The 16,935-nt window shown below is 73.5% G+C and carries 17 protein-coding genes and 1 pseudogene; 8 read left to right on the top strand and 10 right to left on the bottom strand.

Translation table 11 applies throughout. The features are described from left to right. Positions 1–42 precede the first annotated feature (42 nt). Positions 43–1,020, bottom strand: coding sequence for a deoxyribonuclease IV (locus O7626_RS23330; protein WP_278063235.1), 978 nt, complete (start codon positions 1,018–1,020; stop codon positions 43–45). Beyond that, positions 1,001–2,998 carry a Stk1 family PASTA domain-containing Ser/Thr kinase gene (pknB, locus tag O7626_RS23325; protein ID WP_278063234.1) on the bottom strand — a complete coding sequence of 666 codons (1,998 nt, stop codon included), beginning with the start codon at positions 2,996–2,998 and terminating at the stop codon, positions 1,001–1,003. The genes O7626_RS23330 and pknB overlap by 20 nt, the downstream gene beginning before the upstream one ends. A gap of 186 nt (positions 2,999–3,184) precedes the next feature. Between pknB and O7626_RS23320 the strand changes: the two genes are divergently transcribed. Genes O7626_RS23320 through O7626_RS23310 form a run of 3 tightly spaced genes read left to right on the top strand, consistent with a single transcriptional unit; the run spans position 3,185 to position 4,367 of the window. Next, on the top strand, positions 3,185–3,550 hold the full coding sequence (locus O7626_RS23320; protein WP_278063233.1) for an Rv2175c family DNA-binding protein: 366 nt from the start codon (positions 3,185–3,187) through the stop codon (positions 3,548–3,550). 14 nt (positions 3,551–3,564) lie between these two features. Continuing rightward, positions 3,565–3,918, top strand: a complete 354-nt coding sequence (locus tag O7626_RS23315) for a lycopene cyclase domain-containing protein (RefSeq protein WP_278063232.1) — start codon at positions 3,565–3,567, stop codon at positions 3,916–3,918. After that, positions 3,915–4,367 (top strand): lycopene cyclase domain-containing protein, encoded by a 453-nt coding sequence (locus O7626_RS23310; protein WP_278063231.1) that lies wholly within the window; start codon positions 3,915–3,917, stop codon positions 4,365–4,367. The genes O7626_RS23315 and O7626_RS23310 overlap by 4 nt, the downstream gene beginning before the upstream one ends. Here the strand turns inward: O7626_RS23310 and mptB are convergent. The 4 genes from mptB to O7626_RS23290 all read right to left on the bottom strand — a co-directional run bounded on the left by mptB (position 4,322) and on the right by O7626_RS23290 (position 9,285). After that, the gene (gene mptB / locus O7626_RS23305) at positions 4,322–6,025 is read right to left on the bottom strand and encodes a polyprenol phosphomannose-dependent alpha 1,6 mannosyltransferase MptB (protein WP_278063230.1); all 1,704 of its coding nucleotides are present in this window, start codon (positions 6,023–6,025) and stop codon (positions 4,322–4,324) included. The two genes, O7626_RS23310 and mptB, sit on opposite strands and share 46 nt — an antisense overlap. Before the next feature lie 69 nt (positions 6,026–6,094). Beyond that, the gene (locus tag O7626_RS23300) at positions 6,095–7,177 is read right to left on the bottom strand and encodes a polyprenyl synthetase family protein (protein ID WP_278063229.1); all 1,083 of its coding nucleotides are present in this window, start codon (positions 7,175–7,177) and stop codon (positions 6,095–6,097) included. A 198-nt stretch (positions 7,178–7,375) separates the two neighbouring features. After that, positions 7,376–8,815, bottom strand: a complete 1,440-nt coding sequence (locus tag O7626_RS23295) for a helix-turn-helix transcriptional regulator (RefSeq protein WP_278063228.1) — start codon at positions 8,813–8,815, stop codon at positions 7,376–7,378. Between the two features lie 161 nt (positions 8,816–8,976). Next, a complete protein-coding gene (locus O7626_RS23290) occupies positions 8,977–9,285 on the bottom strand; it encodes a hypothetical protein (protein WP_278063227.1) in 309 nt (102 codons plus the stop codon). Positions 9,286–9,352: 67 nt separating this feature from the next. Between O7626_RS23290 and O7626_RS23285 the strand changes: the two genes are divergently transcribed. The 5 genes and pseudogenes from O7626_RS23285 to O7626_RS23265 form a co-directional block, all read left to right on the top strand. Further along, entirely contained in the window at positions 9,353–9,547 is a 195-nt protein-coding gene (locus tag O7626_RS23285) for a hypothetical protein (RefSeq protein WP_278066530.1), read from the top strand. A 96-nt stretch (positions 9,548–9,643) separates the two neighbouring features. Continuing rightward, a complete protein-coding gene (locus tag O7626_RS23280) occupies positions 9,644–10,165 on the top strand; it encodes a hypothetical protein (protein ID WP_278063226.1) in 522 nt (173 codons plus the stop codon). Positions 10,166–10,428: 263 nt separating this feature from the next. Beyond that, positions 10,429–10,767 (top strand): hypothetical protein, encoded by a 339-nt coding sequence (locus O7626_RS23275; RefSeq protein WP_278063225.1) that lies wholly within the window; start codon positions 10,429–10,431, stop codon positions 10,765–10,767. An 82-nt stretch (positions 10,768–10,849) separates the two neighbouring features. Beyond that, complete coding sequence (metF, locus tag O7626_RS23270) at positions 10,850–11,767, top strand: methylenetetrahydrofolate reductase [NAD(P)H] (protein WP_278063224.1); 918 nt, start codon at positions 10,850–10,852, stop codon at positions 11,765–11,767. Between the two features lie 94 nt (positions 11,768–11,861). Continuing rightward, positions 11,862–12,548, top strand: a pseudogene (locus tag O7626_RS23265) (CDP-alcohol phosphatidyltransferase family protein); the annotation flags it as partial. A gap of 323 nt (positions 12,549–12,871) precedes the next feature. Here O7626_RS23265 and O7626_RS23260 read toward each other — a convergent pair. The 4 genes from O7626_RS23260 to O7626_RS23245 form a co-directional block, all read right to left on the bottom strand. Continuing rightward, complete coding sequence (locus O7626_RS23260) at positions 12,872–13,453, bottom strand: hypothetical protein (RefSeq protein WP_278063223.1); 582 nt, start codon at positions 13,451–13,453, stop codon at positions 12,872–12,874. Beyond that, positions 13,450–14,043, bottom strand: coding sequence for an RNA polymerase sigma factor (locus O7626_RS23255; protein WP_278063222.1), 594 nt, complete (start codon positions 14,041–14,043; stop codon positions 13,450–13,452). Before O7626_RS23255 ends, O7626_RS23260 begins: the two co-directional genes overlap by 4 nt. Before the next feature lie 107 nt (positions 14,044–14,150). Next, the gene (gene crtI, locus O7626_RS23250; protein ID WP_278063221.1) at positions 14,151–15,686 is read right to left on the bottom strand and encodes a phytoene desaturase family protein; all 1,536 of its coding nucleotides are present in this window, start codon (positions 15,684–15,686) and stop codon (positions 14,151–14,153) included. Positions 15,687–15,762: 76 nt separating this feature from the next. After that, positions 15,763–16,899: a glycosyltransferase family 2 protein gene (locus O7626_RS23245; protein ID WP_278063220.1), complete on the bottom strand. Its 1,137-nt coding sequence runs from the start codon at positions 16,897–16,899 to the stop codon at positions 15,763–15,765. Positions 16,900–16,935 lie beyond the last annotated feature (36 nt).

The raw sequence follows: 16,935 nt of genomic DNA, 5'->3' as shown, positions 1-16,935 counted from the left end.
TGGCCCAAAGTCCCCGGGCTGCGGCCTCGGCGTTCCGGCTGGTCAGCCGCCGAGCCGTCGGAGGGTGGCGAGGTCGTCGGCGTGTCCGTGGTTCTCGCTAGGCGTCTCGACCACCACCGGGATGCCGGCGGTCGCCGGGTGGGTCATCAGCTCGGCGAAGGCCGGCTCCCCGATGCTGCCCTTGCCGATCGTCTCGTGCCGGTCCCGGGTCGAGCCGCACAGGTCCCGCGAGTCGTTGGCGTGCACCAGCCAGAGCCGGTCCGGCCCGATCGCGGCGACCAGCGCGTCGAGCGTGTCGCGCATCCCGCCCTCCCGGGCCAGGTCGTGCCCGGCCGCCCAGGCGTGGCAGGTGTCGAAGCAGGCACCGAGCCACGGGTGCCGGTCGACGGCGGCGAGGTACGGCTCCAGGTGCTCGACCCGGGAGGCCAGCGAACGGCCGCCACCGGCGCTCGGTTCCACCAGCAGCTTCGGCCCGCCCCGGGCGGCGGCCGAGTCGAGCAGCGGGAGCAGTGCCTCGCGTACCTGTCGCATCGCCGCCTCGGCGTGCCCGGCGTCGACCGCGCTGCCGGCGTGGAAGACCACCCCGGCGGCACCGATCGCGGCGCCCCTGTCCAGGGCGTGCGCCAGGGTCGCCACCGACTTCTGCACGGTCGCCGGGGTGGGCGAGCCGAGGTTGGTCAGCAGCGACGCGTGGATGTACACCAGCAGCCCGCGTTCGGAACAGCCGGCCCGGAACGCCGCGTCCTGCCCGGGGTCGCCCGGCGGCAGCGCCCAGCCCCGCGAGTTGCCGACGTAGACCTGCACCACCTCCGAGCCGATCGCGTCGGCGTACGCCAGGGCCGCCTTGGCGAGCCCGCCCGAGGTGGGCGTGTGCGACCCGACCGGCCGGTGCTCCGCAACGGCGCCGACTCGCCCGACGCCAGGAAGACCGGGATCGACCTGCGCGGTGCCGGGGCGGCCGGCATCGACCGGTGCGGTGCCGCGGCGTCCGGGGGCGGGGTCAGAGGCAGGTGATGACAACCTGGCTCCCTGGCGGTACCGGAGTGTTCTCGTTCGGGTTCTGGAACCGGACGGTCCCGTTCGGGTTGATCTGCACCCCGACGGCCAGACCCTGGCTCTCCAGGAGCTGTTTCGCCTGCTGGCAGGGGAGGTCGACCACCCGGGGCACGACCACGGCCGGCGGGCCGTTGCTGACCTCGACCTTGATCTGCGCGCCCTTCTCCACCCCGGCACCGTCCTGCGGGCTCTGCGTGATCACCTGGTCCTTGGGCTTGTCGGAGTCCTTGTACTCCTCGCTGAGCTTGAGGCCGAGGTCCCTGACGATGTTCCGGGCCTCGTTGATGTTCTTGCCGACCAGCACCGGGACGCTGATCGGCGCCTTGCCCTTGCTGACGATGACCGTGATCTTGTCGCCCGGCTTGACCTCGGTGCCGACCTTCGGGCTGGTGGCGATCACCACACCCTCGGGCAGGTTGTCGTCGTACCGGTCGGTGCCACGCGCCATCACCAGGCTCGCGTTCTCCAGGTCGAGCTGGGCCAGGTCGAGCGTCTTGCCGACCACGTCCGGCACCGGGAAGCGCTCCGGACCGAGCGAGAGGGTGAGGGTGATCGTGCCGCCCCGGCGGATCCGGCTGGTCGACTCGGGATCCTGGGCGAGCACACTGTCCTTGGCGACTTCCTCGCTGTAGCGGGGGTCCGCGTACTCGACCACGAAACCCGACTGTTCGGCCTCGGTCTGTGCCTGCGTGCCGGTCAGTCCGGCGAGGCTCGGCGTCTCGGTGTACCGGCCGAACGCGAACCACCAGCCGGTCATCCCGAGCACCAGGGCGAGGGCGACCACGGTCACCACGATCGAGGCCCGGCCGGCGAAGATCTGCCCGCCGATCTCGCGGACCCGGTCGAGGAAATCCGACGCGGGACTGGCCGCCGCCCGGCGGCGGTGCGGGGTGCCGCGTTCCCGAGGCTGGTCGGGCAGCCGGGCCCAGGTCGGTCGGTCGGTCGGTCGCACCGTGGAGACCACCATGGTGGGCTGCTGCACCACCATCGTCGGCTGGTCGGCGGCGGGGATCTGCCGGAATACCGCCGTGTTGGCGTTGGCGACGGTGCCGAGATCGTCCCGGACCACCTGGACCTCGGACTGGAACGCGCCCGCGTCGGTCGGCCGGGCGCCGGGGTCGCGTCGGGTCGCCCGGCGGACCAGCTCGTCCAGGATCGGCGGCAGGCCGGGGACCAGCTCGGACGGTGCCGGTACGTCCCGGTCGACGTGCTGCCAGGCGACGTCCACGGCCCGGTCGCCGTCGTACGGGACCCGCCCGGTGAGCATCTCGAAGAGCACGATCCCGGCGGCGTAGACGTCGGTACGCGGATCGGCCCGGCCCTCGGTGACCAGTTCCGGCGCCACGTAGGCGACCGTCGCCATCAGCTGGTTGGCGCCGTCGGTCTCGGAACTCGCCTCGACCGCCCGGGCCAGCCCGAAGTCGGCGACCTTCACGACGCTGTCGACGAGGTTGCCCGCCCCTCCGCTCGGCGCCTCGGCGACCAGGACGTTCTCGGGTTTCACGTCCCGGTGCACCAGACCGGACCGGTGCGCGGCACCGATCGCGGCGAGCATCTGCTCCAGGATCGCCAGCGCCTCGCTCGGGTTGAGCCGCTTGCGTTCGGCCAGGATCTCGCGCAGCGTGCGGCCCCGGACGTACTCCATGACCAGGTACGGCAGGCCGCCGTGGGTGCCCTGGTCGTAGACGGCCACCACGTTCGGGTGGGTCAGCCGGGCGATGGTCTTGGCCTCGTCGGTGAACCGTTCGAGGAAGTCGGCGAGCTGCACCTGGGCGTCCGGTGCCTGGTTCGGATGAATGATCTTGATCGCGACCGTACGGTCGAGCCGTTCGTCGATGGCGGTGTAGACGGTCGCCATCCCACCACGGGCCACGCGACCGCGGATGCGGTAGCGCCCGTCGATCAGCGAGTTCAGCAGCGTGTCGGCGACCTGTATGTCCATCGGCAGGCAGTCTATGTCTCCAGGGGGCGGCGGCAGAACAGGATGCCACAGCCGACGCCGAAGCGAAAAGTTCGTGTCGCGCCGCCCGCGCTCGGCGGAGCGCTGACCGGGGCTCGGCGGAGCGCTGACCGGGGCTCGGCGGGGAGCCGTTCGTGTGGTCCGGCGGCGGCGTGGCAAGGTGGGCGGGTGACCGAATCCGCACCTGCCGACTCGCAGCCGCTCGAACCGTCCGGGTGGCTGAACCTGCCCGAGGTCGCCGAGCGCCTCGAGGTGTCGATCAGCAAGGTCCACCAGATGATCCGGGACCGGGAGCTGCTGGCGGTCCGCCGGGACGGCACCCGGGTGGTCCCGGCCGAGCTGGTGGCGAACCGGACCGTACGCAAGCACCTGCCGGGCATCCTCACCCTGCTGCACGATGCCGGGTACGACGACGAGGCGACACTGCGCTGGCTCTACCTGCCCGACGACACCCTGCCCGGCACCCCGGCGGCGGCCCTCGGCGGCGACCGGGCCCGCGAGGTCAAGCGCCGGGCGCAGGCCACCGGCTTCTGAGCGGATCTCGCGGAATGGAGCGGTTCGCCTATCTGGCGGTGCTCGCCGGGTGCCTCGGAGCCGCGTTGTGGCTGGAGCCGGTGCTGCGGGTCAACGTGCTGCGGCGGTGGCGGCGGCTGCTGCTCACCCTGCTGCCGGTGGTGGTGGTCTTCGCACTCTGGGACCTGGCGGCGATCGCCGCCGGACACTGGACCTTCGACCCGGAGCAGACCACCGGGGTACTGCTGCCCGGCGGCCTGCCCCTGGACGAGCTGCTCTTCTTCGTCGTCGTACCCTGCTGCGCCATCCTCGGCTTCGAGGCGGTACGCGCGGTGCGGCGCTGGCCGGCCGGCGACGAGGCACCACCGGGTCAGGAGCGGTCACCGTGACCTACACGGCGGCGGCCCTGCTCGGCGTACTCGGTGCCGGGCTGGTCGACCTCTTCGTGCTGCGTACCCGGCTGCTGCTCCGGCCGGTCTTCTGGGCCACGTACCCGATCGTCGTGTTCTTCCAGCTGATCTCCAACGGCATCCTGACCGGTCGGGACATCGTCCGGTACGCCCCGGACGCGATCATCGGCTGGCGGCTCGCGTACGCGCCGGTGGAGGACCTGCTCTTCGGCTTCGCCCTGGTGCTGCTGACCCTCTCCGTCTGGGTCCGGCTGGGCCGGGCCGGCGTGCAGCGGACCCCGGCCGCCGGAGAGGGATCCCGGCTGCTCCGGCTGCTCGACCGGCGACGGTCCGGCATCGGTCGACAACCGTCCGGCACCGGCCGGGGGGACTCCGGCGGCGCTCAGCGCCGGGAAGAAGACCGGGACCGGGACCGCCACCTCCGGTAGGCCGCGGCGCTGAGCACCGCCACCAGGGCCACGTCGAGTAGCGCACCGGGCAGCTTGCTGAGCACGGCCAGCCCGAGCCCGCCGGGCAGGACCAGGAAGCCGAGCACGATCACCGCGACGGCGACCCGGCGTACCCGGTGCCAGTCGACCAGGCCCGCCGCGAGCACGGTGACCGCGACCAGCCCGTACCAGGGATAGAAGATCGGGGATAGCAGGGCGAGAGCGGTGAAGGCCAGCCCGGTGACGGCGACCAGCCGACGACGGGCCCGGGGCCGGTCGGTTGTCGGGAGGTCGGGCGATGCGTCGGTCGTAGCTTCCCGTGCGGCGCGGACCAGCAGCAGCGCGAGCGTTCCGGCCAGTGCGACGAGGCCGAGGAGCCGGGCCGCCGCCACCGCGCCGTGCACCGCCTCCGGGTGCCCGGCGAGCCGCAGCAGGTAGCCGGCCGCCATGCCCAACCCGGTGGGTATCGAGGTCCACTGCACCAGCCGGCCGGTGCCGGAGAGGGCGGAGATCCAGCCGAGGTCGAGGCCGGTGGCCAGGGACAGCCCGGCGAAGGCCAGGACCGCCCCGGCCAGCACCGTGGCGGCCGTCGCGACAAGCCGGCGATCGAGGAGTACTGCGGGCGCGGGCCCGACGGGGCGGGCCTGGTCCGTTCGGTCGGGGGCTGGCGCGGATGTCCGTCCGGCGGTGACCCGCCCGGGACGATCCGGGACGTGCCGGGGGCGGGCGGTGCACAGCAGGACGGCGAACGGCAGCCCCACGATAGCGGTGACCTTGATCGCGACCGCCAGCCCCAGCAGCGCCCCGACCCCGACCCCGATGCCGGGCCTGACAGCGATGCCGGGCCCGGCCCCGACGCCGGGCCCGAACCGAGGGCGGGACGCGGCCAGCGCCAGGGCGGCCACCACGAGTCCCAGCACCAGGGCGTCGTTGTGTGCGCCGCCGAGCGCGTGCACCCCGACGAGCGGGGAGACCAGACCGAGCCAAGCGGCCCGGACCGGGTCGACGCCGCTCGCCCGGGCCAGCCGGGGCAGGCTGCCGGCGGCGAGTACCACCCCGGCCAGCGCCTCGGCCCGGAGCAGCGCGACCGCGACCAGCAGTTGCCCGTCGGTGGAGATGTCGACCAGCCGGGCCAGCGCGACCGCCCCGCCGGCCAGCGCCACCGCCAGCGGCCCGTACGGCGTCTCGGTGTCCCGCCACAGCGCGGGTACGGCGTCCGCCCAGACACAGCCGCCCGGCTGCACGCCGACGGCGTACGGGTCGACGCCGTCGAGCCAGAGTGCGCCCTGGCAGGCGTAGGCGTACACGTCCCGGCTGCCGACCGGGGGTGCGAGCAGCAGCGGAGCGGCCCAGAGCAGCCCGGTACGCAGCAGCCAGCCCAGCGGTACGCTCGCCGGTTGCCGCCGCAGCCGTACGCCGAGCCGCCACCAGACGCCGGACAGCGCGGCCAGCCCGAGGAACCAGCCGGCCAGGCCCAGCCAGTAGCTCCAGCCGCCCGGAAGCGAGCCCGAGGCGGGGTCGGCGGTGCCCGCCGGCAGTGCCCCGGCGCCGTAGGCGCTGGCCGCGAGCGTGGCGCTGGCGGCGAACCCGGCCATCCGCAGTCGGGTGGGCGGGCCCGGACCGCGCGCCGGGGAGGGCGGCTCTCCGACGGGTCGCACCAGACCAGCATCTCCAGTCACCGTTTCCTCCGGCGGGCGTTCCGCTCGGCAGGACGGGACGAAGCGTGCTCAATCCTTGCGGCGGGTGGCCACGATGGCGAGGTCGGCGAGCACCTCGCGGGCCTCGGGTTCCAGGGCGGCGCCGACCAGGGCGGCAAGTGCGCTGTCGGTGAGGGTGGCTATCCGCCGCTCGGTGCGGTCCAGCGCCCCGCTGCTGGTGATGATCTCGCGCAGCACCTCGATCCCGGCCTGGTCGAGCCCGGGGTCGCCGAGCCGGGTGTCCAGCAGTTCCCGGCCGGCCGGACTGGTCGCCTCCAGGGCCGCCGCCACCAGGAACGTACGTTTGCCCTCCCGCAGGTCGTCCCCGGCCGGTTTTCCGGTCTGGCCGGGATCACCGAAGACACCGAGTACGTCGTCCCGGAGTTGGAACGCCTCACCCAGCGGCAGCCCGTACGCCGAGTACACCGCACGCAGCGCGGCGGGGGCGTCGGCGAGCGCGGCGCCGAACAGCAGCGGTCGCTCGACCGTGTACTTGGCGGACTTGTACCGGGCGATCTTGCTCGCCCGGTCGACCGAGGTGTCCCGGGTCGCCTGGGTGAGCACGTCCAGGTACTGCCCGATGGTGACCTCGGAACGCATCTCGTCGAAGACCGGCCGGGCGCGGCCGACGACGACCGGGTCGATCCCGCTGCCGTGCAGCAGCTCGTCGGACCAGACCAGGCACAGGTCGCCGAGGAGGATGGCGCTGGCCTCGCCGAACCGGTCCGGTTCGCCGGACCAGTTGGCGGCCCGGTGCTGGGCGGCGAACCGGCGGTGCACGGACGGCTCGCCCCGCCGGGTGTCGGACCGGTCCATCAGGTCGTCGTGGATCAGTGCACTGGCCTGCACGAATTCCAGTGCGGCCAGGCCGCTGACGATCTCGTCCGAGTCGGCTCCGCCGGCTCCCCGGTAGCCCCAGTAGCCGAACGCCGGTCGCAGCCGCTTGCCGCCGCCGAGCACGAACGCCTCCAGTGCCTCGGCGACCGTGCCGAGTTCGGGGTCGACGCTCGTCATCCAGGCTCGCTGTCTGGCGAGGAAGCGGGCCAGCGAGCTGTCGACCCGCTGGCGCAGGCCAGCGCGGTCGACCGGCGGTACCGGGGCGGGTGCGGTCACGCCATGACGCTAGTAGATCGTCCATCCGGCTGCGCGGCGCGGCCACGCCACCACCTTCCGGCGGTACCGCCGTCAGCTTGTCGATCCGACCGTATTACCTGTTCATGGGCGTGAGGACAGCGCTCGCCCGGACGCCCGACCGGCACCCGAAAAAACGATGAAGATAGATGGCCTGAATGGCGGCGACGTTACCTACGGTTATCCGGCCAGAGCCATCGGTGAGACCGTCGGCAGGTAGCGGCTGGCGGCCGTCACCAGCGCGACGTGCCGCCGGCCGGCCGGCTCCGTCCGGTACGCCGCGATCCGTCGGCCGACGCCGGCCAGCTCCGCCGCCGCCCGCGCCGACCCGGACCGTACGGTGTCCAGCAGTGCCGCCTCCGCCACCTGCACGGCCTGCTCCACCTCGCCCAGGTCGAGGAAGGTGTGGGCCAGCCAGGCGCTGTAGACCGCTGTCGTCCTCGGCTGCCCGCCCCGGGCCTGCGCGGCCCGGAGCAGCGGTTCGGCGCGCAGCGGCCGGCGTAGTGCGGCGAGGCAGCGGCCGGTCATCGCGGCCAGCTCGGCCTCGTCCAGCCAGTAGAGCCAGCCCGGTTCCCGGGCCGGCTCGCGTCGCCCGGCGGCCCGTTCGGCGGCGGCCAGCGCGGCGTACGCCGTCCGGCGCCGCCCGCACCGCGCCGCCGCGAACGCGATCCGGTGCAGCAGCAGCGCCCGCAGCCCGGCCGGGGCGGTCCGCCGGACGCCGAGATATCCGGTACGGGCGAGCAGCAGCCCGCCCCGGGCGTCGCCGAAGGCGCTGAGCAGGTGACTCGCCGAGCCGAGTACGTGCCCGCCGAAGCTACGGTCACCGGCTCCGGCGGCAGCGGTCAGGGCCAGCCGGTACGCCCGCAGCGCCGCGTCGACCTCGCCCGCGTCGGCGTGTAGCCAGCCGGCGAGCTGCGCCGCCTCGGCGACCAGCGGCAGTGCCCGCGGCCCGGGGCGGCCGGTCGCCGACCCCGCCGTGGCCAGGGCGAGCCGGCCGGCCGGGGCCGACAGCAGGTCCCGCCCGCCGACCAGGTCGTCGAGCCGGCGCAACCGGGCGACTCCGGCACTGTCGAGCGGACCCGGCGGTACGCCGCCGCCAGCCGTTCCCGGTTGATCCGAAGGCGTCCACGCCAGCCCGCCCGGGTCGGTGAGCCAGACGTGCGCCGAGGTCGCCAGCTCCTGGCGGGCCCGTGCCGACGTCGACGATCCTTGGCTGGCCCGTGCCGTACCGGGATCTCCGCAGGTCGTCCGGCCGGCGCCTCCGGACCCGCCGGGACGGCTCGCGGCGGGACGGCTCGCGGCGGCGGCGAGCACCAAATCCTCGACGGGCACCTCGAGTACGGCCGCCAGCCAGCCGAGCCAGAACTCGCCGGGTACCCGCTGCTGGCGCTCCCACCGGGAGACCTCGTGCCGGCTGACCGTCGGCACCCCGGAGGCGGCGCAGAGTTGCTCGGCCACCCGGAGCTGGCTCCAGCCCCGGGTCAGGCGCAGCTCGGCCAGCAGCGCGCCGAGGGAGCCCGGCGTGCCGGCCGGATGGGTCGCGGCGGCCGAACCAGGTGTCGGGTCGTGCGGGTCCTGCGGGAGGTGTGGGTCCTGCGAGTGGTGCTCGGCTGGGGGCATGACGGTCCTTCGGGGCGTGACGATCTGACGTACCTGCTGCTGACCCCCGCGCACGACCCCGGAGGACGACGAGTCACCCTCTCTGCGCGGCCCAATTCCTACCGCCCGGGTACGACGTTTCTCGCGGTGCGCCTCCGGAGAGGTCACGCGGCGGCGTTCCGTCACCCTGACGAGGACAGTGGTCCTCGGCTGGTCCAACCGACAAACCTTCCGAACATCTCGGTGAGATCCGGCTCGGCACCCGGGTTCAGTGCGTGCAGATCGGTCATCGCCTCGTGAAGTACGGCCACCATCAGGATCGACAGGGCGGCCGGCGCGGACGCGAACTCACTCTGGAGGAGCAGGCGTGCGGTCGGGCAGGGCCACGGTGCGGCGCAGGCACGGCAGAGCCAGAGCGGCCGGATCGGCGGATGCGGATGGGTTCGCGGCGGCAGGCGGTCGAAGACGGCTGAGTGGTTGGGCGGAGTCATACCTCTAACGGTGCCTCTGCTGTTGACCTTAGTCAAGGCATAGGGGCAACGATCTAGCGTCCGTGACGTGGAGCCTGAGCTTGTCGGAGCGCATGAGATCCGGGTGATGCTCGGCGGCATAAGCAAGCAACGGGTCCACGTGATCACCAGCCATCGCAACTTTCCGGAGCCATACCAGGAGTTGGTGATGGGGAAGGTCTGGCGCAAGTCGGATGTCGAGGCGTGGATCCGGCAGCACCGTCCGGACCTGACCACGAAGTGAGGGCCGGCCCGGGCCCGTCCGGGTGTGCGGATTCAGGGACGGGATGGGGATCATCCCGGATCACGTCGACGTGACTCCGGCCTAGCGTCGGAGGACATGTCCGCTTCCTTACGGCAGATCGACGACCATCGGGACAATCGCCTACCGACCCGGTGGACCCGGCCGGTGCAGAACCTGGTTCTCGGCTGCTCGATCCTCTTCGTCGTCGGCACGGCGCTCCAGAACTTCGTGATCATCGACCTCCGCGCGATGGTGGAGATGATGCGGCTCGCCGGCGCGACCGAGGCGCAGGCCCTGGCCGACGCACCCGGCTTCCTGACCGGGTTCCGGATCGTCGGGTGCGTCTATCTGGTCGGCAACGCGGTCGGCCTGCTCGCCCGGACCGGGCGGAGCTGGGTCTTCTGGACGGTGCTCGGGGTGAACGCGACCCAGGCGGCCGGGCTGGTGATGATCCCGCCGGAGGTCTTCGAGGCGACCCGGGACCGGTTCGGGATGCCGGGACTGCTGCCGTCGTACCTCACGGACGGCGGGGCGGCGCTGCTCACCGTCGTACTGCTGGCGGTCCTGCTGCGCTACCGCCGTCCGTGGGCGTACGCGCGGATCTCGACGACGACGTAACCGGCGACGGGCCCCGGGGCCAGGTAGCTGCGCTGGCCCCGGGGCCAGCGGGCTGGCCCCTTCCCGCTGGCCCCGGGGCCAGCAGTCTGGCCCCTCCCCGCTGGCTCCTCCCGACCGGCCCGATCGGCGGTTCGATCGACGCCGACGGCCACCACCGACCGGTACGCCTCCCGAACCGACCCGAACGGGAGCACCGGTCGGCACCGGTGACCGTCGACCACCGTCCGTCGACCACGGACCGAGGAGCCGAGGAGTGCCGCGACGTGTCCACCGAGTTGCCGTTCGACCCGGAGAACCCGCCCGACGAGCCGCCGCCGCAGGTGGCGCACCCGATTGCCTGGCGGCTGGCCGTACGCCTGCACCGTGAACACAGCCCGCTGCCCGCCGAGCCGCCGGCCGGGGGCTCCGGTCCGGCCGAGGCTTCCGGCCCGGCGGGAAACACCGGGTCGGCCGGGATGTTCGGTCCGGCGGGGCCGAACGTCTGCGCTGCCTGCGCCGACCCCTGGCCCTGCCACGGCCGGCAGATCGCGGTACGCGGGCTGATCGCCGCCTGCCGACCCCGGAGCCCGGGTTGGGACCGACAGAGCCGGGATGACCGATAGATGGGAGGCAAGAGCGGACTCCCCACCCCGAAGGGGACGCAATGGTGCGGGACCGGGCCGCTTCGCCCGGTAGAGTCGCGACGTGGCGCTCGGTCTTCCCTCCGTACTCCCCGACTCGCAACCGTCGATCGGGGACCTGGTCCGTGGTCCCGCCCCGACCTTCTCCTTCGAGTTCTTCCCTCCGAAGACGGAGAAGGGCGAGCGACTGCTCTGGCAGGCGATCCGCGAGCTGGAGTCGTTACGACCCTCGTTCGTCTCCGTGACCTACGGCGCGGGCGGGACGAGCCGGGACACCACCGTCGCGGTCACCGAACGGGTCGCCACCGAGACGACGCTGCTGCCGATGGCACACCTGACCGCTGTCAACCACTCCATCGCCGAGCTGCGCAACGTGATCGGCCGGCTGGCCGGCGCCGGAGTGCGCAACGTGCTCGCGGTGCGCGGCGACCCGCCGGGCGACCCGATGGGGGAGTGGGTGCGGCACCCGGCCGGGGTGCTCTACGCCGAGGAGCTGGTCCGGCTGGTCCGCGAGGCGGGGGACTTCAGCGTCGGGGTGGCCGCCTTCCCCTACAAGCACCCCCGGTCGCCGGACATCGCCACCGACACGCGCTACTTCATCCAGAAGTGCCGGGCCGGGGCCGACTTCGCGATCACCCAGATGTTCTTCGACGCCGACGACTACCTCCGGCTGCGCGACCGGGTGGCGGCGGCCGGCTGCGACACACCGATCCTGCCCGGTGTCATGCCGGTCACCCAGTTCAGCACGATCGAGCGCTCCCAGCAGCTCTCCGGGGCGCCGTTCCCGCCCGCGCTGGCCGCACAGTTCGAGCGGGTCGCCGACGACCCGGAGGCGGTCCGCCGGCTCGGCGTCCAGCAGGCCAGCGAGATGTGCCGCAAGCTGCTCGACGAGGGCGTGCCGGGAATCCACTTCATCACCCTCAACCGGTCCACCGCGACCCGGGAGGTCTGGCAGAGCCTCCAGGCCGGCGTGGGAGTCTGAGCCGATGCGGCCCGAGCCGGCCCGGAGGCCGTACGGCGACCTCCGGGGCCCCGCTCGCACGCGACCTGGGCCGCCGTCCGGCGGTTGAGCCAGCGTGGGCAACCTGACCTGGGACGAGTACGCCAACAAGTGGGCGCGGCTGCACGGTGGCTTCGACCCTCGGATGGCCACCACCTCGGTGCGCCGCTGGCTGCGGATGTCGTACGTCCTGGGCTGTTTCCTCGCCCGGCTGCACGTCTCGCCGACCGCGGTGACGGTGTTCGGGGTGTTGCTCTGCCTCGCCGTACCGGTGGCGGTCGCCCAGTCCCGGCCGGGGCCGCTGGGTCCGCTGCTGGCGGCCGGGCTCGTGCTGCTGGCCGCCGTGGCGGACAGCATCGACGGTGCGGTCGCCGTGGTCACCGGTCGGACGACCCGACTCGGGTACGTCTACGACTCGCTGGCCGACCGGATCGGCGAGGTCGGCTGGCTGGTCGCCTTCTGGCTGGTCGGCGCCCCCGGCGTACTCGTGGTGGCGGCCGGGGCGCTCTCCTGGCTGCACGAGTACGTCCGGGCCCGTTCGGTCTCGGCCGGGATGAAGGAGATCGGCACCGTCACCGTGGGGGAGCGGCCGAGCCGGGTCAGCATCACAGTGGTGGGACTGGTGGTTGCCGGGTTGGCGCACCTGATCATGCCGGAGTTGGCGGCCGGGACGATCACCGTGGCCACCGCGATCTGGGTACTGCTCGGCTTCTTCGGTCTGGTCCAGTTGCTCTCCGCGGTGCGCCGCTCGTTGGACACCGGGACAGAATCGACCGACCGGGCGGCGGGCACCGGCACCCCCACCGGACGGTCGGCGACGGCGGTCGGCTCGGACGGTCGGCAGCCGCTCGGGCCGGAGCCGGGTGGCCGGCAGCCGCTCGGGCGGGGACCGATCGGGAATGATCCGACTGGCGGCGAGCTGCCCGGCAGGGAGCTGGCCCGCCGCGAGCCGACCGGAGTGGAGTTGAGCCGCCGCGAGCCGCCAGAGTGAAGGCGGGATCGGCGAGACAGCATCGGGGCATCTGGTCGCACGCCTGGTCCGCTCGACTGTCCGCACGGACCTGCGCCACACCCGGCACCTGTCGGTCAGTCGCTGCCGGCTGTCGACTCCGTACAACCCTTCGTGACGAGGCGGCCGTCAACCTGTGTCAGTCCGGTGCAGCTCTGCAGGTGGACTTTTCCCGAGCCGAATCGGTCTGCTCGGGTGTCGAAGACGACCCGGACTTGTCCTTGAGCATCCACGATGTAGGTCGTGGTGATGGGGTCGCCCTCGACAGTCGGCCTGGTCTCCTGCAGGTGGGCGGGCTCACCCGCCGCTGCCGCGCCGGTCAGGCACCGGACGGCGGATCCCGGCAACTGCTCACCCTGGGCCAGCTTGAAGGTTCCGCAGTCGATTCGGTCGACCGTGCCGGCGCCGGTGGACCCGGTGGATCCGGTTGCCGCACTCGGCGCAGTGGCCTGGGAGCCAGTGAAGGCCCGGATCGCGGTGAATCCGCCGGCGGCGAGCAGCACGCTAGCCCCGACGGCCGCGGGTGCCATCCAGGTGCGGCGCCGAGATCGGCCGGCGGCCTCGGCGCTGACGATCTTGGTGAGGAGGCGTTCACGCATCCGCTGCTGGGCATCAGCGGGCAGGTCGTAGCTGGGCGGCAACTGTTCGGGGCGGGTCATCGTGCCTCCTTCGACGGGTGGATCCCCGGTGCTGAATCGTTCTCCGGACCGAGGAGCCGGGTTAGGCGGCGCCGGGCCCGGCTCACCCGGGCCCGTACGGCCGCCTCGTTGACGCCGAGGACCACAGCGGCGTCGGCGTACGACACGCCTGACCAGATGCAGAGCGCCAGAGTGTCGCGTTCAGCACGAGGCAGCCGGCGGACGGCCCGAAGCACCTCCCGCATGCGTCGTTCACTGTCCACGCGGCCGGCCACCTCGCCCGCGAAGTCGGTGCTGTCCGGCTGGGGCGGCAGGCGCAGCACCGCGTTCTGCCACCGGCGCAGCGAGCGCTGCTGGTCCCGCACGACGTTGCTGGCCACCGACAACAGCCACGGCAGTATCGAGTCGTCGACCAACCGCGCCTCGCCGCGCTTACGCCAGGCGAGTAGGAAGGTCGACTGCGTGGCGTCCTCGGCACCGGTCCATGACGAGGTCAACCGGAAACAGTGCCGGTAAACAGTCTGGACGTGGCGGTCGAACAGGATGCCGAAGGCGTCGCCGTCGCCGCTGGTCGCATCCGCCCAAAGGTGCCGATCGGTCTGCTGGTTCATGGTGGCCACACCATGTCATGGCCAGCGGTGCCAGCGTTGTGACGCCGCAGCTGCCCCGTTGAGCAGATCCGGGGACGGTTCCCGTGTTCGCTGCTGTTCGCTCGACGTCAGGCCGGGCCGATCTCCGTCGCGACGATCTGTGCGGAGAGGGCCACCATCGGCAGGCCGCCGCCCGGATGGGTGGAGCCGCCGACCAGGAACAGGCCCCGGGCCGGTCCCCGGTTGGCCGGCCGGAGCAGCCCGCCGACACTGCCGTGGATCGCCCCGCCCGGTGCGCCGGCCGAGCCGACCAGGTCGGCCGGGGTACGCAGCTCGCGGAAGAGCAGCCGGCTTCGTACGTCCACGCCGCGCTCGGCGAGCACGTCGAGGACCCGGTCGGCGTAGGCGTCCGCCAGGCCGGGCCGGCGCCAGTCGACCCCGCCCAGCGTCCGGCCCTGCCGTGCCGCGTTGACAAGCACGAACCACGCCTCGTGCCCGGCCGGCCGGACCAGTGGATCGTCGGGCACGCTGACGAAGACCGTCGGGTCGGCCACCGGGCGGGCCGGCACACCCCGGCCCGGGTCGCCGAAGACCGCGTCGAACTCGGCGTCGTAGTCGGCCGGGAAGAAGACGTTGTGATGTGCCAGCCCGGTCTCGCCGCGTACCCCGAGCAGCAGCACGAAGCCGGCCAGGCTGCGGTCGGCCAGCCCGGCCAGCCGGTCCGGGGTGGGCAGCAGGTCCCGGTAGAGGGTCAGCGCGTCGGTGTTCGCCACCACGACGTCGGCGGGTACCGGGTCGACTGCACCGGCCAGCCGTACCCCGTGCACCCGGCCGCCGGCCGCGTCGATGCCGGTGACCGTGCTGCCGGTCGCCACCACCACGCCCAGGTCGAGGCAGCGGGAGAGCAGCGCGTCGGCGAGAGTGCCGAGGCCGCCGCGCGGATACCAGGCACCGAAGGCCAGCTCGGCGTACGGGATGGCGGCGAGCGCGGCAGGTGCCCGGCGCGGGTCGGCACCGGTGTAGGTGGCGTACCTGTCCAGCAGCATCCGGAGCCGGGGCTCGCGCAGGTATTGCCGGCCCAGGTCGCGCAGGGTCCGGCCGGGGGCGATCGCGGCCAGGTCGCCGAGCCGCCAGGCCAGCCTCGCCAGGTCCCGGGGCGAGCCGACCGGCCGGCGCAGCACGTCCCGCCAGGAGGCCGTCCAGATCCGTTCGGCGCGCCGCCACAGCCGTCGCCAGTCGTCGGCGGCCGGCGCACCGAACCGCTCGCCGATCCGGGCCGCGAAGGCGTTGGGATCGGCACACGAGTCGAGCACCACCCCCGACCCGTCCGCCGGCCCGCCAAGCGGCGGCTGGTCGGAGAACGGCTGTTCGGCGGGCGGGAAGACGTGCCGGACGATCGGGTCCAGCGGCACCAGGTCGAGGTACTCGTCCAGTTTGGCGCCGGTCGCCTCGAACAGGTCGGCGAAGACCTGCGGCAGGGTGAACAGGCTGGGACCGGTGTCGAACCGGAACGTCCCGGCCGGCGTCTCCCGGACGTACCGGCCGAGTTTGCCGCCGACCACATCGGACCGCTCGTAGACGGCGACCTCGTGGCCGAGCGCCGCCAATCGGGCCGCGGCGGCCAGACCGCCCACGCCCGCGCCGATGACGACCACCCGACCCACGTACGCCCCCTCGTCACGGTCAACCGCGGTCGCCGTACCCGTTACATCCGGTGCCGCCGACCGCCCTCCCCACGGGTCAGCGCACCGGTCGGCCCCGCCAGGTGAGCCGTCCCCGCCTCCGCAGATGGTACGACCGGAAGGTGAGCCAGCCGAGGATTGCGACCGACAACGGATGGGCCAGCGCGTCCGGCCAACCCCGGCCGCCGGTCGACCGGGCGCTGACCAGGCGTCCGAGCACCCCGAGCAGATAGCCGACGAGTCCGGCCAGGGCAACCGTCGGCGCGCCGGCCAGCGCGGCACCGACGGCGAGCAGCGGCGGCACGGCGTACAGCAGGAGCAGCAGGCCGACGACGGCGGTGGCCCCGGCCGGCGGGCCGAACGCGGCCCAGAGCGACTTGCCGTAGCCGTCCCGCAGCTCGGACCAGGAGCCGTACATGCGGCACTCGGCCAGCCCGGAGCCGTCGGCCAGCGCGATCCGCCCGCCGGACCGCTTCACCGCCCGGGCCAGCTCGACGTCCTCCAGGATCCGGTCCCGGACCGCCGCGTGCCCGCCGGCCCGCCGGTAGCCGGCCCGGTCGGACACCAGGAACTGCCCACCGGCCGCGGCCAGGCTGGGCCGGGACGAACGCTCCATGGCGGCCAGCGGCAGGAAGGTCAGCCACAGCCACTGCAACAGCGGCTGTACCAGCCGCTCCCCGGGCGAGCCGGCGACGATCCGGGGGTACGGGGAGAGCAGCACCGCCCCCGCCGACCGGAGCGTCTGCACGGCGGCGGCGACGGCGTACCGGCCGAGCCGCACGTCGGCGTCGACGAAGACGAGTACCCGGGCCCGCGCCCCGGCCCGGTCGGCGAGCTGCTGGCAGGCGTACGGCTTGCCGAGCCAGCCGGGCGGCAGCGGCGCCCCGCCGAGCAGGCGTACCCGGGGGTCACCGGCCGCGACCGCCCGGACCACCTCGGCGGTGCCGTCGGTCGAGCCGTCGTCGAGCACCACGATCTCCAGCTCGGGTACGCCCCGCTGGGCGAGCAGTGCCCGCAGGCACGGGGCGACCCTGCTCGCCTCGTCGCGTACCGGCAGCAGCACCGCGACCGGCTCGCCGACCTCGACCGGACCGGCCGGCGGGCGGCGCAGCCGGCGCGCGGCGTTGTACCAGGCGTGCCCGGTCAGCAGCCCGACGACGCCGGTAAGCGCCCAGGCGAGCAGTGTGCCGGTCATCCGGACCGTCCGGTGTCGTCCGGGGACAGGGCGAGC

It is taken from the genome of Micromonospora sp. WMMD1102, assembly GCF_029626265.1.
GTDB lineage: Bacteria > Actinomycetota > Actinomycetes > Mycobacteriales > Micromonosporaceae > Plantactinospora.
This window is presented reverse-complemented; position numbering and strand designations above follow the sequence as displayed.